We start from the raw sequence: 19,971 nt of genomic DNA, 5'->3' as shown, positions 1-19,971 counted from the left end.
CTAAGTTAACTCACTAAGCTTAGTGACACAAGAAAGTGAGGGAAGATGCCCAGAACCGATGCGCGGGGCGGGCCGCAGACGCGGGCCCGGATCTCGGACGTCGCGACGCGCTTGTTCCTCGAGCGCGGGTTCGACGGCGTCACGGTCGCCGAGGTCGCGCGGGAGGCCGGTGTCTCGAGCGTGACCGTCTTCAAGCACTTCCCCCGCAAGGAGGACCTGCTCCTCGACCGCACCGACGAGGCCGTCGAGGTACTGCGATCCGCCGTCCGCGACCGCCGTGCCGACGTACTGACGTCGTTGCAGCAGGCAACCATCCGCCTGCTTGATGAGGAGCACGCGCTCGCCGGGGTCAAGGACGGATCGGTCCCGTTCTACCGGACCGTCGCGGCCTCACCCGCACTGATCGCCCGGTCGCGGGAGATCGCGTCCGAGCTCCAGCAGACGCTCGAGGAAGAGCTCGACCGGGACCCGGCCTTCGAGGGCGATGCATCACTGCTGGCCGCGTTCTTCATCGCCGGCTACACCGCCGTGCTCGTCGAGACCGCTCGGCGGATGACCGCGGGCGACGCACCGAAGGACGTGGCGGCCGACCATCGCGTTCGGCTCGACCGGTTGTTCGACAGCCTCCGGAACGGGGTCGGGTGAGGCTACGCTGTGCGCCATGGAGTTCGTGCAGCTCGCCGATGGCCGCAAGTTGGAGTATTTGATCGAGGGGCCGGCGGACGGCGTACCGCTCGTGTTCCATCACGGCACTCCGGGTGGCGCGGTGCGGTTTGCTCCGCTCGCGGAGTCGGCCGCGCGGCACGGGCTGCGGTTGGTCAGCCCCGGCCGGGCCGGGTACGGCGCGTCGACACCGCATCCTGGACGCTCGATCGCGGATGTGGCCGCCGACACGGCCGCTCTGCTCGACGCGATCGGTGCCGACCGGTTCTACAGCATCGGCATGTCCGGCGGGGGACCGCACTCGCTGGCCTGTGCCGCGCTGCTTCCAGGGCGTTGTATCGCGGCGGCCTCAGTGGCCGGCGTCGGTCCGGCCGGCGCGGACGGGCTGGACTTCATGGTCGGTATGGGCGAGGAGAACCTTGCCGAGTTCGGCGCCGCGTTCGAGGGTATCGACGCGCTCGAGCCACTGCTGGAAGCGGCGTCGAGCGGGCTGGCCGCGGCTGCCCCGGCTGACTTGGCGGCTGCCTTCGGCGACCTGGTGTCCGAGGTCGACAAGGCGGCGATGACCGGTCCGATCCTGGACTGGCTCGCGACGTCGTGCCGGCGTTCCGTTGCCGAGAGCATCGCCGGCTGGCGCGACGACGACCTCGCGTTCGTGAAGGACTGGGGCTTCCCCCTGGATCAGATCACCACCCCGGTGGCGATCTGGCAGGGCGGCCAGGACCGTATGGTCCCTGCGGACCACGGCCACTGGCTCGCCGCGCACGTCTCGGCCTGCACCTTCCATTTCCTGCCGGCCGAAGGTCATCTCTCCCTGTTGAACAGCGTCGACCAGGTGGTCGCAGACCTCGTCAGCTGATTTCGACCCACGCGTAGGGCGGTGCGCCGGCGGGTGAGGTGTGCAACGACCGGCCGGCGAAGGTCAGGTCGGGGTCGGTGCGGTAGAGCTCGTTGACCTCCTTCGTCGCGGTCTCGTCTCCGTTGTCAGAGGCAACCATCAGCCGGGCGATCCGGTCGGTCAGGTCGAGGTCGGCGCCGTCGAGCCGGTCCGACATCGCGCCCCAGTTGTCCCAGAGCAGGAGCTCGTCACCGTTCAGGTGCGCGAGTTGGTAGTGCACGTAGTTGCGGATGAACCAGCCGCCGTGCAGCTTCAGCGGTGCGTCCGGGTTGGGATCGGCTCCGTACTTGTCGCCGTCCAGCTCGCCGGCGCGGTACCCGAGCCAGGTCTCCGCGGCCGACCGGAACGGACCGGCCGGCATGTCCTCCACGTCAAAGGGGTAGTCGGCCTGATCCAGCTCGGTGTCGATCATCACCCAGCGGTTGCCGTTCCAGTACTCGGCGACGACATGATCGTGGTTGAACCCCTCGGCGAAGTACTCCGCGAAACCGACCCGGCTCCGCGCCGGGATCCCCTTGTGCCGCAGGGCCGACACGAACAGCAGCGTGTGGTCGCGGCAGCAGCCGACGACCCGGTCGACCGGCTCCCGCGGTACGGCGAGCGGCGTACCGTTGCGCTCCTGATCCGTGGCGAGGATGGCCGAAACCCAGCGGCTGTCGATCTCGGCGAGGCGCTCGCCGGTGAACTCGATGCCGCCGCCGCGATAGTGGATGATCAGGCCGCGCGTCACGGCGGCGATGCCGGGGATGTCGTCCGGCAGCGCGTCGAACAATCCGGCGTGGTCGCCGGGATCGCTGAACCGGCTCTGGGTCGTGTAGTCCATCAGGCGTTCCTCTCGAGGATGGGCAGAGCGATGTCGACGGCCGGTTCGTCGCGGGGGATCAGCTGGCAGTCCGGGAGGTACACCTCTCGCGGCGGACCCGCTTCCGGTACGCCGTTCGCCCGGACCCAGTCCGTCACGAGGTCGTAGGCGAGCATGATCCGCGGGTACGCGCACTCGTTCATCGTGATCGTGCAGTACGCCTCCCGGTGCGCGGGCTCGACCCGGATCCCGATCCGGCCCGCCGGGTCGACGAGGCCGTGGAACGGCACGCACACCTCGACCGTCGCCTCACCCTCCGGTGTCACCGCGCCGTGATAGATCACCCACGACCCGGTGGTCGCGCTCGCGCCGGCCGCGTGCAGGTGCGCCATGATCTCGTCGGTACACGTCACGATGATGCCGACCAGCAGCTGCTGATTGGTGTCGGCGCGGATCGACGCGATCTTGGTCGCCGGCACGTCGCGCGTCAGTACCGGGCGCGGCGCGAGGCCCGTCGTACCGGAGCGGGACAGGCGGTCGCGCAGGTACTGCAGGGTCGACCGGCGGGCTTCCGTTGTCGCCTCCTCGGCGGCCCACCAGCGGTCCAGCCGGATCAAGCCCTCCTCGTCGGTCCCCGCCAGTACTTCGGCGATCGTGGTCAGCGGCATGTCCAACTGCCGCAGCACACTGATCCGTCGGGCTCGCTCCAGCTGCGCCTCGTCGTACAAGCGGTAACCGTTGGCCGGGTCGACCTGGGCGGGCGCGAGCAGGCCGGATACGTCGTACAACCGCAACGCCTTGTGGGAAAGGCCGGTTCGGCGCCCGAACTCACTGATCGTCAACACGCAACCATCAAACCCTCTGCCCCAGGGGCAAGGTAAAGAAAACCCGCCACTCGCTTCGCTCGTGGCTCGTGGTGGGGCGGGGCGGGGGTTGTCAGACCGGGAACGGCCGTATGTCGGGCTCTACCCACCCGGTGCGTGCCTCGGGTGAGGCGAGGGTGCGGGGTTCGTAGAAGTGAGTCAGTAGGCGCTTGTTCAGTAGGCCGGGGTTGCGCTCCAGCAGGTCGTCGAAGGTCTCGTCGGGTGCCTCGTTCATGTGGTACGCCGTCAGCTCGACCCATGCCCGGCTGACCGTGGCGTTGTACTTCTGCGGCGCCCCCGCGTACCGAGCCGTCTGCTTGATCCCGTTGCTGACGAGGTCGACCGCGCCGGCCGTCCCGCAGCGTCGTACGGCGAGCCAGGTCAGCCGCACGTGCTCGCGGTGGCCGAACCGGTCGGCGGTCGCCAGCACTTCGCCCATCAGTTCCTCGAAGGTGTCCATCTCCCCACGTTCGGCATGCCGAGGTGCGCCCGCAACCGATTTGGGCGAAGGGGTTGTCTTGGAGACAGTAACGATATATCGTTAGTGTCATGAACAATATCGAGGAGGATATTATGAACACCCCCAACGAGATCAGAGGCCGCCGCCGAGGCGGCCACCATCACCCCCGCCGCGGTGGACCGCGGATGGGAGAAGGCATGCCGATGCACGGTGGACACGGCGGACGCGGCGAATACAGCGGCCGTGGCGAGCGTGGATCCCGACGCGGCCCGGGCCGTGGTTCCGGGCGTGGCCGAGCGCCGCGCGGTGATGTCCGAGCGGCCGTCCTGATGCTGCTTGCCGAGGAGCCGATGCACGGCTACCAGTTGATGCAGGCCATCGCCGACCGCAGCGGCGGGCGCTGGACCCCCAGCCCCGGCGCGATCTACCCGACCCTGAACCAACTGGAAGACGAGGGCCTGGTCACCGTGACCGCGGAGGCCGGCCGCAAGCTCGTCACACTGACCGACGCCGGTCGCGAGTACGTCGAAGGCCGTCGTGAGACGTCGATCGACCCGTTCGCTCCGTACGCCGGCACAGGTCCTGGGGCCGACCTGCGCGGACTGCTCGACGAGCTGGCGTCAGCCACTCGACAGGTCGCCCGCACCGGCTCCGAAGAGCAGCGCACCGCCGCCGCCAAGGTCCTGGCCGAAGCCCGCCGCTCGCTCTACCTGCTCCTGGCCGACGCTCCAGTCGTCCCCGAGCCCCCGAAAACCCCCGAGGCGTGAGACCTCCCGGTGCCATGACGCTTGGAGCGCTTGCTCAGGGCTTGAGTACGTCGGCAGGCAGTGCGGCGAGCAGGGCGTCGGCGTGGCGGCGGTAGCCCAGGTTGTTCGGGTGGAACGCGTCTGGCGCGAGCATGCCGCGCCACGGCGGCCGGGCGTACCGGGAGACCTCGGCGACAGGCAGCCCGCGGGACGTGGCCGTGTTGCTGATCAGCTGGTTGATGCCGGCGACGTACGGGCTAACAGCTCCGCCGACTCGCCAGAGCCGGTCCGGAACGGTCAGGTCCATCACAACTGACGATGAGGGCAGCCGGTCGATCACCTGACGGAGGTGGTCGCGCAGCCGCTTCGGCGGCGTGGCGAGGATGTCGTTGCTGCCGATGCCACAGGTGACCAGCGCCGGCGCCAGTCCGTCGAGCAGTGGCAGCTGGTCGTCCAGCACATGCCGCGTCTGCGCACCGGACCGCGACAGGTTGAGCACCCGCCATGGCGTGCCCTTCCGACGCAGTGCATTCAGCACCTGTCCGACGTACCCGTGCAGCGGCGAGGACGCCCCCAGGCCCTGCGCGGTCGAGTCACCCAGCACAACCCAGAGCGGTCCGTCCGACGACAACGCCGCCGAGTTCTGCCGCGTCCAGTACTCCGCATACGTCCGCGCCTGCACATCGACGTACGCCACACCGTCAACCCACCGCTGAATCGCGAGCCGCGAACTGGTCCGCTCAGCTTCCCCCCACCGCATGATCGCGCGGTGCAGCGCCCCGATAGGAGTCGTCCGCTCACGCCCGCGCTGCAGCAGAAACATCGATCCCCCAGAGATGAACAGCAGGTGACCGACGAATGTACAGGCGGAAGGTTAACAACCTCAGCGACGAGCCCGGCCCTCGCGAGAGGGCCGGGCTTTGCGACGTTGATCAGGACTGATCCGACGTCATGTTGTCGCGGCGTCGCAGGACGACGAGCCCGACCCCCAAACCGATGCCGCCGAGTGCGAGACCGGCCAGCACACCCAGGCCGGCCTCGCTGACGTCAAAGGAGTCCGAGACCGTGTCCGGCGTGACCGGCGTCCAATCGACGCAGCCACCTGAGGGCTCGGGCTTGTTCATCGCCATCGCCGGAGCCGCGATGGTCAGGGCGGAGACGCCGAGAGTGGCGCTGGCGACCAGCCGGACGAGCCGGCGGGACATGGAGTGCTTCGTGGTGCTGGTGGACTTGGTGTTCATCGGCCTGCCTCTTCCGATTTCCGATCGAACTGGACAGCACCGTTGTCCGGCCACGCGGTATCGACGCCGCTGCCACCGGTATCAACGCGGTATCGGAGACCTTGACGTCCACCGGCAACGGTCGGAGAGTCGAAACGTGGGTATCGCCGTACTCGGCCCGCTCACACTCGATGGGGGGCGGAAGAACCTCGCACGGCGCGATCGCGTCGTCCTGGCCGCGCTGGCAGTGCATCCAGGAGAGGTTGTGAGTGCTGGGGCGCTGGCCGACGCCCTCTGGGGCGATCAGCCGCCGGTCTCGGAGACCAAGATCCTGCAGGGCTGCGTCGTCCGGTTGCGCAAGGTGCTCGGCAATCACTCGATCGAGACCTCACCGGCCGGCTACCGCCTGACCGTTGCACATGGCGAGATCGACAGCCTGCGATTCGAGCACGCGCTTGATCGGGCTCGCGCTCTGCTCACCGATGACCCGGAACGTGCTGCTGTGCTGCTCGCCGACGTACTGACGCTGTGGCGGGGGCCTCCCTTCGAGGAGGTGTCGAGTTGGGATCCGGCGCGGATCGAGATCGCGCGCCTTGACGAGCTGCGCCACCTCGCTGAGGAGCTCTACGTCGAGGCGTCGCTGCGCTCAGGGGCTCACGGGACCATCCTGGGTACGGCGCAGGCGATGGTCGCGGCGGCGCCGTTGCGCGAGCGGAGATGGGCCCTGCTCGCGACCGCGCAGTACCACGACGGCCGGCAGGGCGAGGCGCTACAGACACTTCGCCGGCTCCGCGCGGTGCTGAGCCGCGAACTCGGGCTCGACCCGAGCCCGGAGATCGACGAACTCGAACAGGCGATTCTGCGGCAGGATCCGGATCTGGCTGTTCCGGATGTGCTCCCGGAGCCGAGCAGCGTCTGCCCGTACCAGGGCCTGAAACCGTACGACCTCGATGACGCCGACCTCTTCTTCGGCCGTGAGTCCCAGGTCGCCGCAGGTCTGCGGAAGCTCGCGGACGGCTCGGTCCTTGCCGTCGTCGGGCCGTCCGGTTGCGGGAAGTCCTCGTTGATCCGCGCCGGCATCGCCGCTTCCCTGCTACGAGACGGCCGGCGGGTAGTGACCATCACACCCGGTCGACACCCGATGGCCGCGCTGGCCGGCGCCCTGCCCGGGCGCGGACCACTGCCCACTGTGGTCGTCGATCAATGCGAGGAGGTCTTCTCGCTCTGCCAGGACCTCGCCGAGCGTACGACGTTCCTCGCCCGGCTCGCCGATCACGCTGCCGAGGCTCCACTCGTCCTGTCGTTCCGGGCCGACCGGTTCGCCGACCTGTCGTTCCATCCGGAGTTCGCGCACGTCGTAGAAGCAGGGCTGCACCTGCTCGGCAGCATGTCCGAGTCCGAGTTGCGATCGGCGATCACCGAACCAGCACGGCTGGCCGCACTGGTCGTCGAACCCGGGCTGGTCGATGTGCTGATCGGTGAGGTCGCCGGTCAGCCGGGCGCACTGCCGCTGATGTCGCATGCACTCGCGGAGACCTGGCAACGCAGGGAAGGCCGGACGCTGACCATCGCCGGCTACCGCGCAACGGGTGGCATCCGGCGAGCAGTCGCGCAGTCGGCCGAACAGGTGTACGCACGCCTGACCCCGGAGCAACGGCCGATGCTGAAGGCGTTGCTGTTGCGACTCGTGGCGCCCGGTCCTGACGGCGAACCGGTCCGCAGCCGGCTGCCGAGACGCACGGTGGTCACGGGTCCGGAGTCGGACGAACTCCTCGACCTGCTCATCGGTGCGCGACTGGTCACCAGTGATGACGAGGCTGTGGAACTGGCGCACGAAGCTCTGGCGCGAGCCTGGCCGCGATTGCGCGGCTGGCTCGAGGACGACCTCGAAGGCCAGCAGATCCTTCACCACCTCACCCAGGTAGCCGACTCGTGGGATTCGCTGGGCCGTCCGGACAGTGAGCTGTATCGAGGTGTCCGGCTCGCGAAGGCCGTCCAGTGGCGGGACCGAACCGCTCCGGATCTGACCCCGGCCGAGCGCGACTACCTCGCCGCGAGCGAACGCCTGGCCGACGCAGAACTCCACGCCGCCGAGCAACGGGCCCAGCACGAGTCCCGGATCAACCGCCGGCTGCGCGCGGCGCTGAGCATGGCCGCCGTACTCCTCGTCGGCGCGCTCATCGCCGGATTCCTCGCGACCGTCCAGGCCCGCCGAGCCGACCGCCAAGCCGCCGCCGCGGAACAGTCCGCAACCGTCGCAGCAGCCGGCCGAGCAGGTGCGAAGGCCGTCGTAGAGACCGATATCGACACCTCGCTGCTGCTTGCTGTTGCTGCCGTCCGTATGCACGACTCACCCGAGTCCCGGTCGAACCTCCTGGCCACGATGGCGAAACACCCGCAGCTGATGAGTTCAGTCGTGACCGAGCGAGTGGATTCGTACGGCCTCGAGGTGAGCGCGGACGGCCGGCGAGCGTACATCTTTGCCGCGAGCGGCCATGTCCTCAGCTACGACCTGACCACCGGCAAACCACTCGCGTCGTACAAGCCGCCGAACAGGTCGCATGGTGCGGATCACCTGGACTACCTGGACCCGATCGCGCTGAGCCCGGGAGACCGCGAACTCGCCGTCGGGACGCCACCCCCGACCACCGAGCCAGTGGTGTTCCTCGATCCCATGACCTTGAAACCGACCGGTCGCCATCTGCCCGGGTTCACCAAGACACCCGCCCGCGCGACCCATGTCACCTACAGCCACGACGGTCGCTCCCTCGTAGCGGTGCTGCACTACTACGGCAACGGCGTGACGAAGGACTTCAGCAGCGGTGCAGTCTTCGTCTGGGACGTCACCCCGGGCCGCGCGCCGTCCGTACGACGAGTCATGCCGCTGGCCGCCCCGTCCGTCCAGGACGCTGTTCTCAGCCCGGCCGGCGACAAGCTCTATCTGAGCAAGCCGGCGTCGGCGTACGACGTTGCTACCGGCAAGCAACTGTGGTCGAAGCCGAAGCTCGTCTTCGTCGTGTCCGATATCGCACCGGACGGCAAGACCCTGGCGTTCGCGGAGGAGGCGCGTGACATCTCCACCGGCGACTACGCCGTCGTCGTGCTCGTGAACGCTGCGACCGGTGCGACGCTGCACCGTCTGGACGGGCATCGGGCCAACCCGCTGAATGTCCGCTTCTCGCACGACGGCAAGTCGGTGGTGACGCTCGGCGCCGACTATCACGTCATCGTCTGGCAGACCGACGACGGAACGACGTTGGAGAACATACCGATCTCCGAACGAGACTCCCTGGCAGGCGCCTTCAGCCCGCGCGACGACACGCTGTACACCTCGGCAGGCGACGGCGCCTTGCGGAGTTGGGATCTGACCGGTCGTCAGCACCTGCTGAGTCAGCAGAAGGCTCCGCCCGGCTTCGCCTACGGCTGTCGCTTCATCGCTCCCGGCGGGAGGAGCTACTTCCGGCTTCTCAACTACGACCCCGCTTACCTGGACGCCGGGATACCTGACGGAGCGTTCGTCGACACCGTGACCGACAACGTCGTCCACTTCGACGCGACCCACCTCGGTGCGACAACCTTCAGTTGCGGTACGTGGCACCCGACCGGAGACAGGTTCGCGCTCGGCAACTCGGCCGGGCAGGTGATGGTGGAGGACACTCGCACCGGTCGCCTGGTGGTCGGCCGGAGGGTGACGGCCGGCAGAATCGGGGACCTCGACTACAGCGGGCGCGACGGCAGCCACTTGGTCGTGGGGGACCAGTCCGGGCTCGCGACGCTGCTGGACGCGGAAACCCTCCGTCCGGTGAGTAAGCCCGTTCAGGTCGGCGGACCGATCGCCTGGCTGTCGGCGAGCCCCGACAACCGGACGGCCTTCTTGGTGATCGGAGGCCGCAACGTCTCCACCTGGCTGGACATCCCGTCCGACCGTTGGGCGGTGGTGGACCTCGTCGCAGGCCGGGTCCTGCGGCGGGGGAGCTTCCCGATGAACTACCCCAGCATCGTGACCTACTCGCCGGACGGGACCCGGGTAGCTGTCGGCAACGAGAAGGGTGACGTGCTGATCATGGACCCCACCACCGGTGAGTATCTCGCCGCGCCGCGGACCGTCCACCAGGGCCTGGTCAACGGGATCGCGTTCTCGGCCGACAGCGCGCTGCTGGTGACGGCCGGCTGGGACGGCGGCATCGCGCTCTTCGACGGCAAGAGCGCGGCGCTGCTCGGCACGATCATGACGCCGAACCAGCAACTCGTGACCGCCGACTTCCTGCCGGACAGCCATACCGTGGTGATCGCGTCGTACGACGACGGTGTCTATCACTGGGACACCCGCCTGGAACATGCGGTCGAGCTGGCGTGCCGGATGGCCGGGCGGCAGTTGACGGCCGACGAGTGGCGGGAGAACTTCGGGGATCGGTCCTACGTGAAGACTTGTTAGAGCGCCCGGAGCAGTACTAGGCAGCGCGGGGCGAGGGGGACGGTGGCGCCGGCTTCGACCTCGGTGACCATGCTGTGGCTGGTGTCGAGGACTACCTCGTAGGCCGGGGCCCAGGAGGCGTCGGGGACTACTACCGGCTGGGTTTGGGGCGTGGCGTTGAGGGCCAGGAGGAACGAGCTGTCGGTGAGGGCGTTGCCTTCGGTGTCGGTGGCTCGGAGGGCGTCGCCGGCCAGGAACATGCCGATCGTGCGGAGGTTGCCGTCGAACCAGTCGGCGTCGGTCATTTCGCCGCCGTGCGGAGCGATCCAGGACAGGTCCTTGCGGCCGCCGGCGACGACGGGCCGGCCGGAGAAGTAGTGCCATTGGCGCAGGGCCGGATGGGCAGCGCGGAGTGCGATCAGCTGCTTTGTCAGCTCGAGTTGGTCGGAACATGCTGCCGGCAACGACCAGTCGAACCAGGAGATCTCGTTGTCCTGGCAGTAGGCGTTGTTGTTGCCGTGCTGCGTCCGGCCGCACTCGTCGCCGGCGGTGATCATCGGTACGCCGGTGGACAGGATCAGCGTCGACATCAGGTTCGCCATCTGCCGCTTCCGCAACGCGATCACGCGCCGGTCGTCGGTCTCGCCTTCGACGCCGCAGTTCCAGGAGCGGTTGTCGTCGGTGCCGTCGCGGTTGTCCTCGTGGTTCGCCTCGTTGTGCTTGTGGTCGTAGCTGACCAGATCCCGCAGCGTGAACCCGTCATGCGCGGTGACGAAGTTGATCGACGCGTACGGGTACCGCCCGTCGTCGCCGTACAGGTCGCTCGAGCCGGAAAGCCGGTAGGCGAGGTCCTTCACACCGTCGGACGTGTTCCGCCAGACGTCGCGCACGCTGTCGCGGAATTTACCGTTCCACTCCGACCACGGCGGACCGAAGTTGCCGACCTGGTAGCCGAACGGGCCGACGTCCCACGGCTCGGCGATCAGCTTCACCCGGCCGAGCACCGGATCGGCCGCGACCTCGGCGAGGAACGGATGGCCGGGGATGTCCACCTCGTGCTGCTCGTTCCGCACCAGGGTCACCGCGAGGTCGAACCTGAACCCGTCGACGCCCATCTCCTCGACCCAGTAGCGCAGCGAATCCATCACGAGCCGGCGTACCTGCGGGTGCGAGGTGTCGACCGAGTTGCCGGTGCCGGTCACGTCGTACATCGCGGCGCCGTGCGCGAGCCGGTAGTACGCGCGGTTGTCGATCCCGCGGAAGCTCAGCGTCGGCCCGTCGAACCCGCCCTCGGCGGTGTGGTTGTAGACCACGTCGAGGATCACTTCGATGCCCGCGGCATGGAACGCGGCGACCATCGCCTTGAACTCGGCGACCTGCTCACCCCGTGAACCGGACGACGAGTACGGCGCGTGCGGCGCGAAGAAGCCGAGGCTGTTGTATCCCCAGTAGTTCGGCAGGCCGCGCGCCGCGATCGCCGGCTCGGTGAGGAAGTGGTGGATCGGCAGCAGCTCCACCGAGGTCACGCCGAGCTCGGTCAGATACCTGATCACCGACGGATGCGCGAGCCCGGCGTACGTGCCCTGCTGATGCTCAGGTACGTCGGGGTGCCGCTTGGTGAAGCCCTTCGTGTGCAGTTCGTAGATGACCGTCTCGCCCCAGTGCACCGGCTTGCTGATCGGGGGCGGCGGAGCGGAGTCCGCGACGACCACGCCGACCGGGACATGGCCGGCCGAATCGCCGTCGGACGAGTCATAGATCAACGGACTGGAGAAATCCAGCGAACCGTCGATGGCCCGGGCGTACGGATCCAGCAGCAGCTTCGACGGATCGAAGCGCAGACCGTGTGAAGGGTCGAACGGGCCGTGCACGCGGTATCCGTACCGCTGGCCGGCGCCCACGCCCGGCACGAACCCGGTCCAGAACTCGCCGGTGTGGCTGAGATCCAGGTTCCGCTGGCTGCCGTCGTCCGCGATCAGGGCCAGTTCGACGCGTTCGGCGGCCGGAGCCCACAGCGTGAAGGTGGTCCCATCGGTCTGGACCACTGCGCCCGGACGCGGACCAGTGCCGGCGGTCGGGCCGGGAGCGCTCGGGGCGGCGGTCGCTTCTTTCACCGGCACATTCTGCACAGTTCGGGGTGAGTTCTCGATAGTGAGGCACTTATGTTCGTGAGACGGTGGTTGCGAACGCCTGTGCGCAGTGATACGCAGGGACCGTTACTAATTTACCCACAGGGTTGTAGGGGATCTCATGTCGGAAGAGCTTGCCGGTCTGACCGTGGGTCTGATCGGCGCGGGCAACATCAGCCACGTGCACGTGGCCGCGTGGAAGGCCGTCGGGGCCCGGGTCCTGGTGTATTCGCTGGAAGGCGCCGAGGAGCTGGCGGAGGAGTACGGGCTGGAGGTCGTGCCGTCACGGGACGAGCTGCTCGCCACGGAGGTGGAGTTCGTCGACATCATCACACCGTCGGCGACGCACAAGGAGATCACGCTGGCCGCGATCAAGGCGGGCAAGAACGTGATCTGCGAGAAGCCGCTGACGCTGACGGCGGCCGACTCGCACGAGGTGATCGACGCGGCGAACGCGGCCGGCGTCCGGTTGTACCCGGCGCACGTGGTGCGGTTCTTCCCGGCGTACAAGGCGGCGTACGACGCGATCCAGGCCGGGCGGATCGGTGAGGTCGCGGTGGCGCGGTTCTACCGGCAGGCGTCCTCCCCGGCCGGTGCCGGCTGGTACCGCGACGTCGCGCACTCCGGCGGCGTGATCATGGACCTGATGGTGCACGACCTCGACCAGGCACGCTGGCTGTGCGGCGAGGTCACGGCGGTGTACGCCGTGCAGAACCCGCCGACCGTCGACGGCATCAGCCCGGTCAACGTGGCGGCGCACGTGACGCTCACGCACGAGAGCGGTGCGATCAGCCACTGCCGCGCGACCTGGGGAGCGACGGGTACGACGTTCCAGACCGGGTTCCAGGTGGCGGGGTCGACCGGCGTACTGAAGTTCGCCTCGGACGCCGACACCGGCTACCGGGAAGAGCTGCAGAACGGCGGTGCCGGCGGCGACCTGCTGATTCCGGCGTCGACGCTGGGGGAGAGCCCCTACCTCACACAGCTGCGTGAGCTGGCGATCGGGCTGCGCGGAGGACCGGAGCCGCGGGTGCTCGCGTCCGACGGCGCGACCGCTGTCTACCTGGCCGAGGCGGCGCGTGCGTCGATGGAGTCCGGCCAGCCGATCGACATGAAGACCTTCGTCTCGAGTGGAGCAGTGGCATGACCCTGAAGGTTGCTCTGGCCTCGTTTGCCCACGTTCACGCCGGCTCGTATGCGCATCTGCTCGCTGCGATGCCGGACGTCGAAGTACTGGCCGCTGACCCTGACGGTGCGTCCGCACCGGACGAGGGACCGCGCGGTGCGGCGCTTGCCGAGGCGTTCGGCGTCCCGTACGTCGACACGTACGACGAACTGTTCGCGTGGGGACCCGACGCCGTCATCGTGACGTCCGAGAACGCCGGCCACCGCGCACTGGTCGAGCGTGCTGCCTCTGTCGGTGCACACGTGCTGTGCGAGAAGCCGCTGGCCACCGAGGTCGCCGACGGCGAGGCGATGCTCGCAGCGTGCGAGGCGGCCGGAGTCATCCTGATGATCGCGTACCCGGTCCGGTTCGCGCCGTCGTACCTGCAGCTCCGGGCGAACGTCGAGGCCGGCCGGCTCGGCGACGTCTTCGCAGTACTGGGAACGAACAACGGGAAGATCCCGTACGCCGCGCGGCAGTGGTTCGTCGACGCCAAGCAGGCCGGTGGAGGCGCCATGGTCGACCACACCGTGCATTGCGCCGACCTGATCGACGGTCTGACCGGCGGTGCGTCCGCCACCCGCGTGTACGCCGCGTCGAACCGGATCCTGCACCAGGACAAGGGGGTGGAGGTGGAGACCGGCGGTCTGGTGACGATCAACTACGACAACGGGCTGCTGGCAACCATCGACTTCTCCTGGAGTGTCCCGGACAACGGTCCGACCTGGGGCGGCGTCTCGCTGCAGGTGACCGGCACCAACGGTTCGGTCGAGATCGAGCCGTTCCGCCCACACGTGGGTGGCACGGACGCCAACGGCGAGGTGTTCCTGGGCATCGGCGGCAACCTCGACGAGTCCATGCTCGACACCTTCCTGGACGCGGTCCGTACGTCCGGACCGGCCGTCGCCGGCCGGCCGCCGGCCGTAGTACCCCAGCCAGACGGCGCTGTAGGCCTCCGCACCCTCCGCATCGTCGACGCAGCCCGTCGCTCCGCGGCTTCCGGCCAGGCCGTCGATCTTTAGAAGCCCGTAGTACACCGGCTTGCTCTGGTCCGGTACGGTTCCCGGGGATGTGACCGATGGGTAGTCCCCGGGAACCGTAGGGAGCTGGGTTATGGGCGAGTTCGTCAACCTGACCGTGAGTGATGGGGTTGGCACGATCCGGCTGGATCGGCCGAAGATGAACGCACTGAACGTCCAGGTCCAGGAGGAGATCCGGGCCGCCGCCACCGCGGCGGCCGAGGACGACGTCGTCCGTGCGGTCGTGATCTACGGCGGCGAGCGGGTGTTCGCGGCCGGCGCGGACATCAAGGAGATGGCCGACATGTCGTACGCAGACATGGCCAAGCGCTCCGGTCCGTTGCAGTCGTCGCTCTCCGCGGTCGCCGCGATCCCGAAGCCGACCGTTGCCGCGATCACCGGGTACGCGCTGGGCGGCGGTTGCGAGCTCGCGCTCTGCGCCGACTACCGGATCGCCGCGGACGACGCCAAACTCGGCCAGCCGGAGATCCTGCTCGGCATCATCCCGGGCGCCGGCGGTACGCAGCGCCTGTCCCGTCTGGTCGGCCCGTCAAAGGCCAAGGACCTGATCTACACGGGTCGCTTCGTCGACGCCGCCGAGTCGCTCGCGATCGGGCTGGTCGACAAGGTCGTGCCGGCCGCTTCCGTCTATGAAGAAGCGGTTGCGTGGGCCTCGCAGTTCTCGCGGGGCGCGGCGATGGCGCTGCGCGCGGCCAAGGAATCGATCGACTCCGGACTGGGCGTCGACCTGACCACCGGGCTGGAGATCGAGCGGCAGCAGTTCGCCGCGCTGTTCGCCACCGAGGACCGCTCGATCGGCATGACGTCGTTCGTCGAGAACGGTCCCGGTAAAGCTGAATTCAAGGGAAAGTGATGTCTGCTACTTCGAAGCCCGCCGCGTCCGCCGAAGATGTCGAGGCGGCCTGGAACGACAACAAGCTCGCCCAGGTGCTCTACCACGATTGGGAAGCGTCGACGTACGACGAGAAGTGGTCGATCTCGTACGACGAACGCTGCGTCGACTACGCCCGGGACCGCTTCACCGCGGTCGCCGGCTCGCGCGGCTGGCCGTACGGGAAGTCGCTCGAGATCGGCGCCGGTACGGGCTTCTTCACGCTGAACCTGAAGCTGGCCGGCGTACTCGACGAGGCGCACGTCACCGACCTCTCGCCGGGCATGGTCGAGGCGGCGAAGAAGAATGCGAAGACGCTCGGATTCGCGATCGAGGGCCAGGTCGCGGACGCGGAAAAGCTGCCGTACGACGACGACACGTTCGACCTCGTCATCGGGCACGCGGTCATCCACCACATCCCGGATGTGGAGCTGGCGTTCCGCGAGATGCTGCGCGTGCTCAAGCCGGGCGGCCGGTTCGTGATCTGCGGCGAGCCCACGCGGTACGGCGATTTCGTTGCGCGGCGACTGTCCCGCTTCACGTGGTGGGCGACGACGAACGTGACGAAGCTGCCGGCCCTGGCGAACTGGCGACGGCCGCAGTCCGAGCTCGACGAGTCCTCGCGGGCGGCCGCGCTCGAGGCCGTCGTCGATCTGCACACGTTCGACCCGGACACGCTGGCGCGGATGGCGACGCGGGCGGGTGCTTCGCAGGTTCGCACCGTCACGGAGGAGTTGCTGGCGGCGTGGGTCGGGTGGCCGATCCGGACGTTCGAGGCCGCCGTACCGGAGCAGAAGCTCGGGTTCGGCTGGCGGATGTTCGCGTACAAGTCGTGGCTGCAGCTGTCCAAGGTCGACAAGGTGCTTTCCACCGTCGTGCCGGATGAGCTGTACTACAACGTCTCGATCACCGGGGTCAGTAACAAGGAGTAGGACAAGCAGTAGGGTGTGTTGATGCGGTTGCTGTCCGTGGCGAATCTGCGCTGGGTGGTGCGCCACCGGGCGTGGACGCCGTACTACCTCAAGCGCTACTGGCGGTTCGCCTGGTTCAAGCTGCGCCACCCGCAGGTGATCACCGAGGGTTTCGTTTTCCTGGGTAAGCATCTGGAGATCGTGGCGCGCCGCGGTCACGGCCGGATCATCCTCGGCAAGTGGGTGCACCTCGGTGACGAGACCCGGCTGCGGGCGCACGAGGGGACGTTGCGGATCGGCGACAAGGTCGTGTTCGCGCGCGACGTCACCGTCAACTGCTACCTGGACATCGAGATCGGCGCGTCGACACTGATCGCGGACTGGACCTACATCTGCGACTTCGACCACAAGACCGAGGACCTCGACCTGCCGATCAAGGACCAGGGCCTGGTGAAGTCCCCGGTCCGCATCGGTCCCGATTGCTGGCTGGCCACGAAGGTGACCGTCACGCGCGGTGCCGACATCGGCCGCGGCGCGGTGATCGGCGCCAACAGTGTTGCCCGAGGCAACATCCCGGCGTACGCCGTGGCTGCCGGCGTCCCGGCGGTCGTGCAGGCCGACCGCACGAAGCGGTACATGGCGGGCGCCGAACGCCGTAAATACCTGGCCGGCCTCGCCGCGGCCAACGACCGGACGACTGCTCAGCTGCACGCCGGCGCTCCGCCTGTTGAGTCTGTCGAGTCTGTCGAGTCTGTGGAGGCGTCCGTTCCGCCTGCTTCCGAAAACCCGCCCGCGGTTCCCCGGAGCGTCGGTGAGGGGGATGCGGGTGGTGATGAGGTAGAAGCAGATGGTGAAAAAGAGGACCGTGAGGGGTTCTCAAGTTACTCACCAGTCGGGCACTATGGCCCCCACGTCCGGTCGGACGCCCACGACCGGTTGAGCGTCGGAGAGGAGAAGTAGCGTGGCGGACCCGGCTGCGATCGATCCGGCGGATCCGGCAGGCCGGTCGTTGCTCGACCAGGCCGCGGCCGACGGCTCGATCACGCAGGCCAGGACGCGCGCCGTCGACCCGGTGCCGATCGTCGCAGCACCCGGTAGCGCTACGTTGGAACCAGTGCTTGAAACAAACGAACCAGACATGGGCGTGAATGCAGGTATGAGCTCGGAAGCACAGGCAGCAGACGGCAGCACAGCGGCGCCGGCCCCGGTGGCGGGTGCCCGCCGCCGGTTGTCGCCGCGCCCGGTCCCGGTCAGTCGGCGTAGGAGACCGCCGGCCGCACCGACCGAAGCTGATCTCGACCCGGTCGAGAAGGCGGACAGCGTGGGCTCGGTGGCCACGGACGAGGAACGGACCCCGGCTGAGGAGATGGACGACGTGGGTACGCAGGACGAGAAGGGAACGGCCGCCAAGGCGGACGTGACGCCGGACAAGGACGCGGGTACGGCGACTGACGCGGCCGCGGCTGCCTCGAGTGGCGGGGGTACGGCGACGAAGACGGCCCGGCCGAAGACCGCGGCCGAGATCGTGGCCGAGCAGCGGGCGCGGGAGAAGGCGGCGGCCGAGGCCTCATCGGGTGCGGCCGCCTCGGAGGATGCCGCAGCCGATCAGCCGGCCGCGACCAAGGACGCTGCTGCGAAGGAGCCGGCCGCGACTGCGGGCGCCGCGACCGGCTCGACCGGCGCAACCGGGTCGGCGGCCGCTGCGGGTAAGCCGGGCGGCAAGGCCTCCGGCCCGACCGGTGCCTCAGGCAACAAACCGCCGACGGCCCGGGGTGGCGCATCGGGATCGGGTTCCGGCAAGGGGAAGCAGGCGCTGTCCTCGGTCGGCTCCGGTGTGCGCAAGCTGCGCAACCTGATCGCCTCGCTGATCTGGTTGATCGCGGTGCTCGCGGCCGCCGTACTGGCGCTCGGTGCGCTGTTCACCGCGCTGGACCAGACCAACCAGAGCAACGAGATCGTGCGCTGGATCCTCGAGCGCGGTCACGAGCTGGTCGGCCCGTTCAAGGATCTGTTCCGGCTCGAGACCGCGAAGAACACTCTGCTCGTCAACTGGGGTATCGCGGCGCTGGTCTACCTGATCGCCGGCAAGATCGTCGAGCGGGTCATCCGCCCGTAGCCACCACGATGAGGTCGAGAGATTCGTCCAGCTGACCGGGGCGAATCTCGAAATCCTCGTAGGTGGTGCTCCGCACGAGCGCGGCCAGGTTGTCGTCCCACTGGCCGTGCTCGGCGGCGAGCTGCGCATCCACACACGATCCGTACTGCGTCTCCCACGACGTGAGCCGTTCGCCGTGGTGGAGTCCGAGCGCGTGCGTGATGGCGAAGTACGGCTCGAGCAGTTCGATGAACTCGGCCGCCGTCAGCTCGTGGGTGTGGTACCAGTTCCCGCTCGGGAAGGTCAGGCGGTTCGGCGTACTCAGGACGACCGTCCCACCCGGCGCGAGGATGCGCGCGCACTCCGCGATGAACCGCGGCTGCTCCCACAGGTGCTCGATCGTCTGCATCGAGGTGACGAAGCCGAACGCGCTGTCCGCGAACGGCGTCTGCACGAGATTGCCGCGCACGACATTGGTCTGTGGATAAACCCGGCGGACGTGCCGCAACGTCGTATGTTCATAGTCGAGACCGGTCACGGAGTCCGCGCCGCCCGCCAGGCGCAGCAGCTCCGCGCCGTAGCCCTCGCCGCAGCCGGCGTCGAGGATCCGGCCGGTCCGCTCGATCGGCAGATGGGCCGTGATCCAGCGATAGGCCGCGTCGTGGCGCGCGAACCAATAGTTCTCGTGCCAGATCCCGGGTGCGGTCCTCTCGCCGGTGAGCGGTAACGTCTCGGTCACCCGAGTCAGACTACTGAGTCGGACCGAGGGAGGGTCTGATCGTGCCCTCCGCGGTGCCGGGACTGTGATGGGACTCGCACGAGGCGTATGTTTCTCGCGGGTAACATCCGTGGCAGGCTTGGGAGAGACCGTTAACCAGAAGGGGTCCCACACGCTATGAAGATCGTCGTCTGCGCGAAGTTCGTGCCGGATGCCACGGCGGACCGCCGCTTCCGCTCCGAGGACAACACGGTGGATCGCGCCGGTGTCGACGGGCTGTTGTCCGAGCTGGACGAGTATGCCGTCGAGACCGCGCTCACCGTGAAGGAGTCGGGCGACGGTGAGGTGACGATTCTCACCGTCGGCCCGGAGCAGGCTGCTGACGCGGTGAAGAAGGGCCTGCAGATGGGCGCCGATGCCGGCGTGCATGTGGTCGACGACGCGATCCACGGTTCGGACGCGGTCGCGACATCGCTGATCCTGTCGAAGGCGCTGGCCAAGCTCGAGGCCGACCTGGTCGTGTTCGGGATGGGTTCGACCGACGGCGGCATGGGTGTCGTGCCGGCGATGGTGTCGGAGCGGCTCGGGCTGCCGGCTGTGACGCTGGGCTCGGAGGTGACCGTCGACGGGCAGACCGTCCGGATCCGCCGCGACGGTGACACCGCGAGCGAGACGATCGAGGGCACGCTGCCACTGGTCCTGTCGGTGTCGGACCAGGCGAACGAGCCGCGGTACCCGTCGTTCAAGGGCATCATGGCGGCGAAGAAGAAGCCGGTCGAGACCTGGTCGCTGGCCGATCTGGAGCTGACCGCTGACCAGGTCGGCGGCTCGTCGGCGTGGACCGAGGTGGTCGAGGTGACCGCTCGTCCGCCGCGCAGCGCCGGCACGATCGTGACCGACGAGGACGGCAGCGGTGCCGCCGAGCTGGTCGAGTTCCTGTCCACGAACAAGTTCCTCTGAGGAGCGGGGTCTTAGT

Annotated in this window: 18 protein-coding genes; 11 read left to right on the top strand and 7 right to left on the bottom strand. The window is 68.4% G+C overall.

Going from position 1 to position 19,971, the window contains the following annotated elements:
- Positions 1-45 precede the first annotated feature (45 nt).
- Positions 46-645, top strand: a complete 600-nt coding sequence (locus AB0J62_RS29680) for a TetR/AcrR family transcriptional regulator (RefSeq protein ID WP_363877922.1) — start codon at positions 46-48, stop codon at positions 643-645.
- A gap of 16 nt (positions 646-661) precedes the next feature.
- Entirely contained in the window at positions 662-1,522 is an 861-nt protein-coding gene (locus AB0J62_RS29675; RefSeq protein ID WP_363877920.1) for an alpha/beta hydrolase, read from the top strand.
- Here the strand turns inward: AB0J62_RS29675 and AB0J62_RS29670 are convergent.
- The 3 genes from AB0J62_RS29670 to AB0J62_RS29660 form a co-directional block, all read right to left on the bottom strand.
- Positions 1,515-2,384, bottom strand: a complete 870-nt coding sequence (locus AB0J62_RS29670) for a transglutaminase domain-containing protein (protein WP_363877918.1) — start codon at positions 2,382-2,384, stop codon at positions 1,515-1,517. The genes AB0J62_RS29675 and AB0J62_RS29670 overlap by 8 nt on opposite strands.
- On the bottom strand, positions 2,384-3,208 hold the full coding sequence (locus AB0J62_RS29665; RefSeq protein WP_363877916.1) for a MerR family transcriptional regulator: 825 nt from the start codon (positions 3,206-3,208) through the stop codon (positions 2,384-2,386). The genes AB0J62_RS29670 and AB0J62_RS29665 overlap by 1 nt, the downstream gene beginning before the upstream one ends.
- A 91-nt stretch (positions 3,209-3,299) precedes the next feature.
- Positions 3,300-3,686 (bottom strand): hypothetical protein, encoded by a 387-nt coding sequence (locus tag AB0J62_RS29660; RefSeq protein ID WP_363877914.1) that lies wholly within the window; start codon positions 3,684-3,686, stop codon positions 3,300-3,302.
- A gap of 329 nt (positions 3,687-4,015) precedes the next feature.
- Between AB0J62_RS29660 and AB0J62_RS29655 the strand changes: the two genes are divergently transcribed.
- Positions 4,016-4,453 (top strand): PadR family transcriptional regulator, encoded by a 438-nt coding sequence (locus AB0J62_RS29655; protein WP_363877912.1) that lies wholly within the window; start codon positions 4,016-4,018, stop codon positions 4,451-4,453.
- Between the two features lie 34 nt (positions 4,454-4,487).
- On the opposite strand, the gene AB0J62_RS29650 is transcribed toward AB0J62_RS29655, so the two are convergent.
- Positions 4,488-5,255: an SGNH/GDSL hydrolase family protein gene (locus tag AB0J62_RS29650; RefSeq protein WP_363877910.1), complete on the bottom strand. Its 768-nt coding sequence runs from the start codon at positions 5,253-5,255 to the stop codon at positions 4,488-4,490.
- A 109-nt stretch (positions 5,256-5,364) separates the two neighbouring features.
- A complete protein-coding gene (locus tag AB0J62_RS29645) occupies positions 5,365-5,673 on the bottom strand; it encodes a hypothetical protein (protein WP_363877908.1) in 309 nt (102 codons plus the stop codon).
- A gap of 136 nt (positions 5,674-5,809) precedes the next feature.
- Between AB0J62_RS29645 and AB0J62_RS29640 the strand changes: the two genes are divergently transcribed.
- The gene (locus tag AB0J62_RS29640) at positions 5,810-10,087 is read left to right on the top strand and encodes a BTAD domain-containing putative transcriptional regulator (RefSeq protein WP_363877906.1); all 4,278 of its coding nucleotides are present in this window, start codon (positions 5,810-5,812) and stop codon (positions 10,085-10,087) included.
- On the opposite strand, the gene glgX is transcribed toward AB0J62_RS29640, so the two are convergent.
- Complete coding sequence (glgX, locus tag AB0J62_RS29635; RefSeq protein ID WP_363877904.1) at positions 10,084-12,180, bottom strand: glycogen debranching protein GlgX; 2,097 nt, start codon at positions 12,178-12,180, stop codon at positions 10,084-10,086. The two genes, AB0J62_RS29640 and glgX, sit on opposite strands and share 4 nt — an antisense overlap.
- Positions 12,181-12,316: 136 nt before the next feature.
- Between glgX and AB0J62_RS29630 the strand changes: the two genes are divergently transcribed.
- The 6 genes from AB0J62_RS29630 (at position 12,317) to AB0J62_RS29605 (ending at position 18,298) form a co-directional block, all read left to right on the top strand.
- Positions 12,317-13,342 carry a Gfo/Idh/MocA family oxidoreductase gene (locus AB0J62_RS29630; protein ID WP_363877902.1) on the top strand — a complete coding sequence of 342 codons (1,026 nt, stop codon included), beginning with the start codon at positions 12,317-12,319 and terminating at the stop codon, positions 13,340-13,342.
- On the top strand, positions 13,339-14,382 hold the full coding sequence (locus AB0J62_RS29625) for a Gfo/Idh/MocA family oxidoreductase (RefSeq protein WP_363877900.1): 1,044 nt from the start codon (positions 13,339-13,341) through the stop codon (positions 14,380-14,382). Before AB0J62_RS29630 ends, AB0J62_RS29625 begins: the two co-directional genes overlap by 4 nt.
- A 91-nt stretch (positions 14,383-14,473) precedes the next feature.
- Complete coding sequence (locus AB0J62_RS29620; protein ID WP_363877898.1) at positions 14,474-15,253, top strand: enoyl-CoA hydratase-related protein; 780 nt, start codon at positions 14,474-14,476, stop codon at positions 15,251-15,253.
- Positions 15,253-16,203: a methyltransferase domain-containing protein gene (locus AB0J62_RS29615; RefSeq protein ID WP_363877896.1), complete on the top strand. Its 951-nt coding sequence runs from the start codon at positions 15,253-15,255 to the stop codon at positions 16,201-16,203. Before AB0J62_RS29620 ends, AB0J62_RS29615 begins: the two co-directional genes overlap by 1 nt.
- A 21-nt stretch (positions 16,204-16,224) precedes the next feature.
- A complete protein-coding gene (locus tag AB0J62_RS29610; RefSeq protein ID WP_363877894.1) occupies positions 16,225-17,142 on the top strand; it encodes an acyltransferase in 918 nt (305 codons plus the stop codon).
- A 1-nt stretch (position 17,143) separates the two neighbouring features.
- Positions 17,144-18,298 (top strand): hypothetical protein, encoded by a 1,155-nt coding sequence (locus tag AB0J62_RS29605; protein ID WP_363877892.1) that lies wholly within the window; start codon positions 17,144-17,146, stop codon positions 18,296-18,298.
- Here AB0J62_RS29605 and AB0J62_RS29600 read toward each other — a convergent pair.
- Positions 18,285-19,016: a class I SAM-dependent methyltransferase gene (locus AB0J62_RS29600; RefSeq protein WP_363877890.1), complete on the bottom strand. Its 732-nt coding sequence runs from the start codon at positions 19,014-19,016 to the stop codon at positions 18,285-18,287. The two genes, AB0J62_RS29605 and AB0J62_RS29600, sit on opposite strands and share 14 nt — an antisense overlap.
- A 156-nt stretch (positions 19,017-19,172) precedes the next feature.
- On the opposite strand from AB0J62_RS29600, the gene AB0J62_RS29595 reads away from it, so the two are divergent.
- On the top strand, positions 19,173-19,955 hold the full coding sequence (locus tag AB0J62_RS29595; protein ID WP_363877887.1) for an electron transfer flavoprotein subunit beta/FixA family protein: 783 nt from the start codon (positions 19,173-19,175) through the stop codon (positions 19,953-19,955).
- The last annotated feature ends 16 nt before the right edge of the window (positions 19,956-19,971 follow it).

The organism is Kribbella sp. NPDC049584 (assembly GCF_040675555.1).
GTDB lineage: Bacteria > Actinomycetota > Actinomycetes > Propionibacteriales > Kribbellaceae > Kribbella.
The sequence above is the reverse complement of the archived record's forward strand: the minus strand, read 5'-3'. Positions and strand labels throughout refer to the sequence as shown.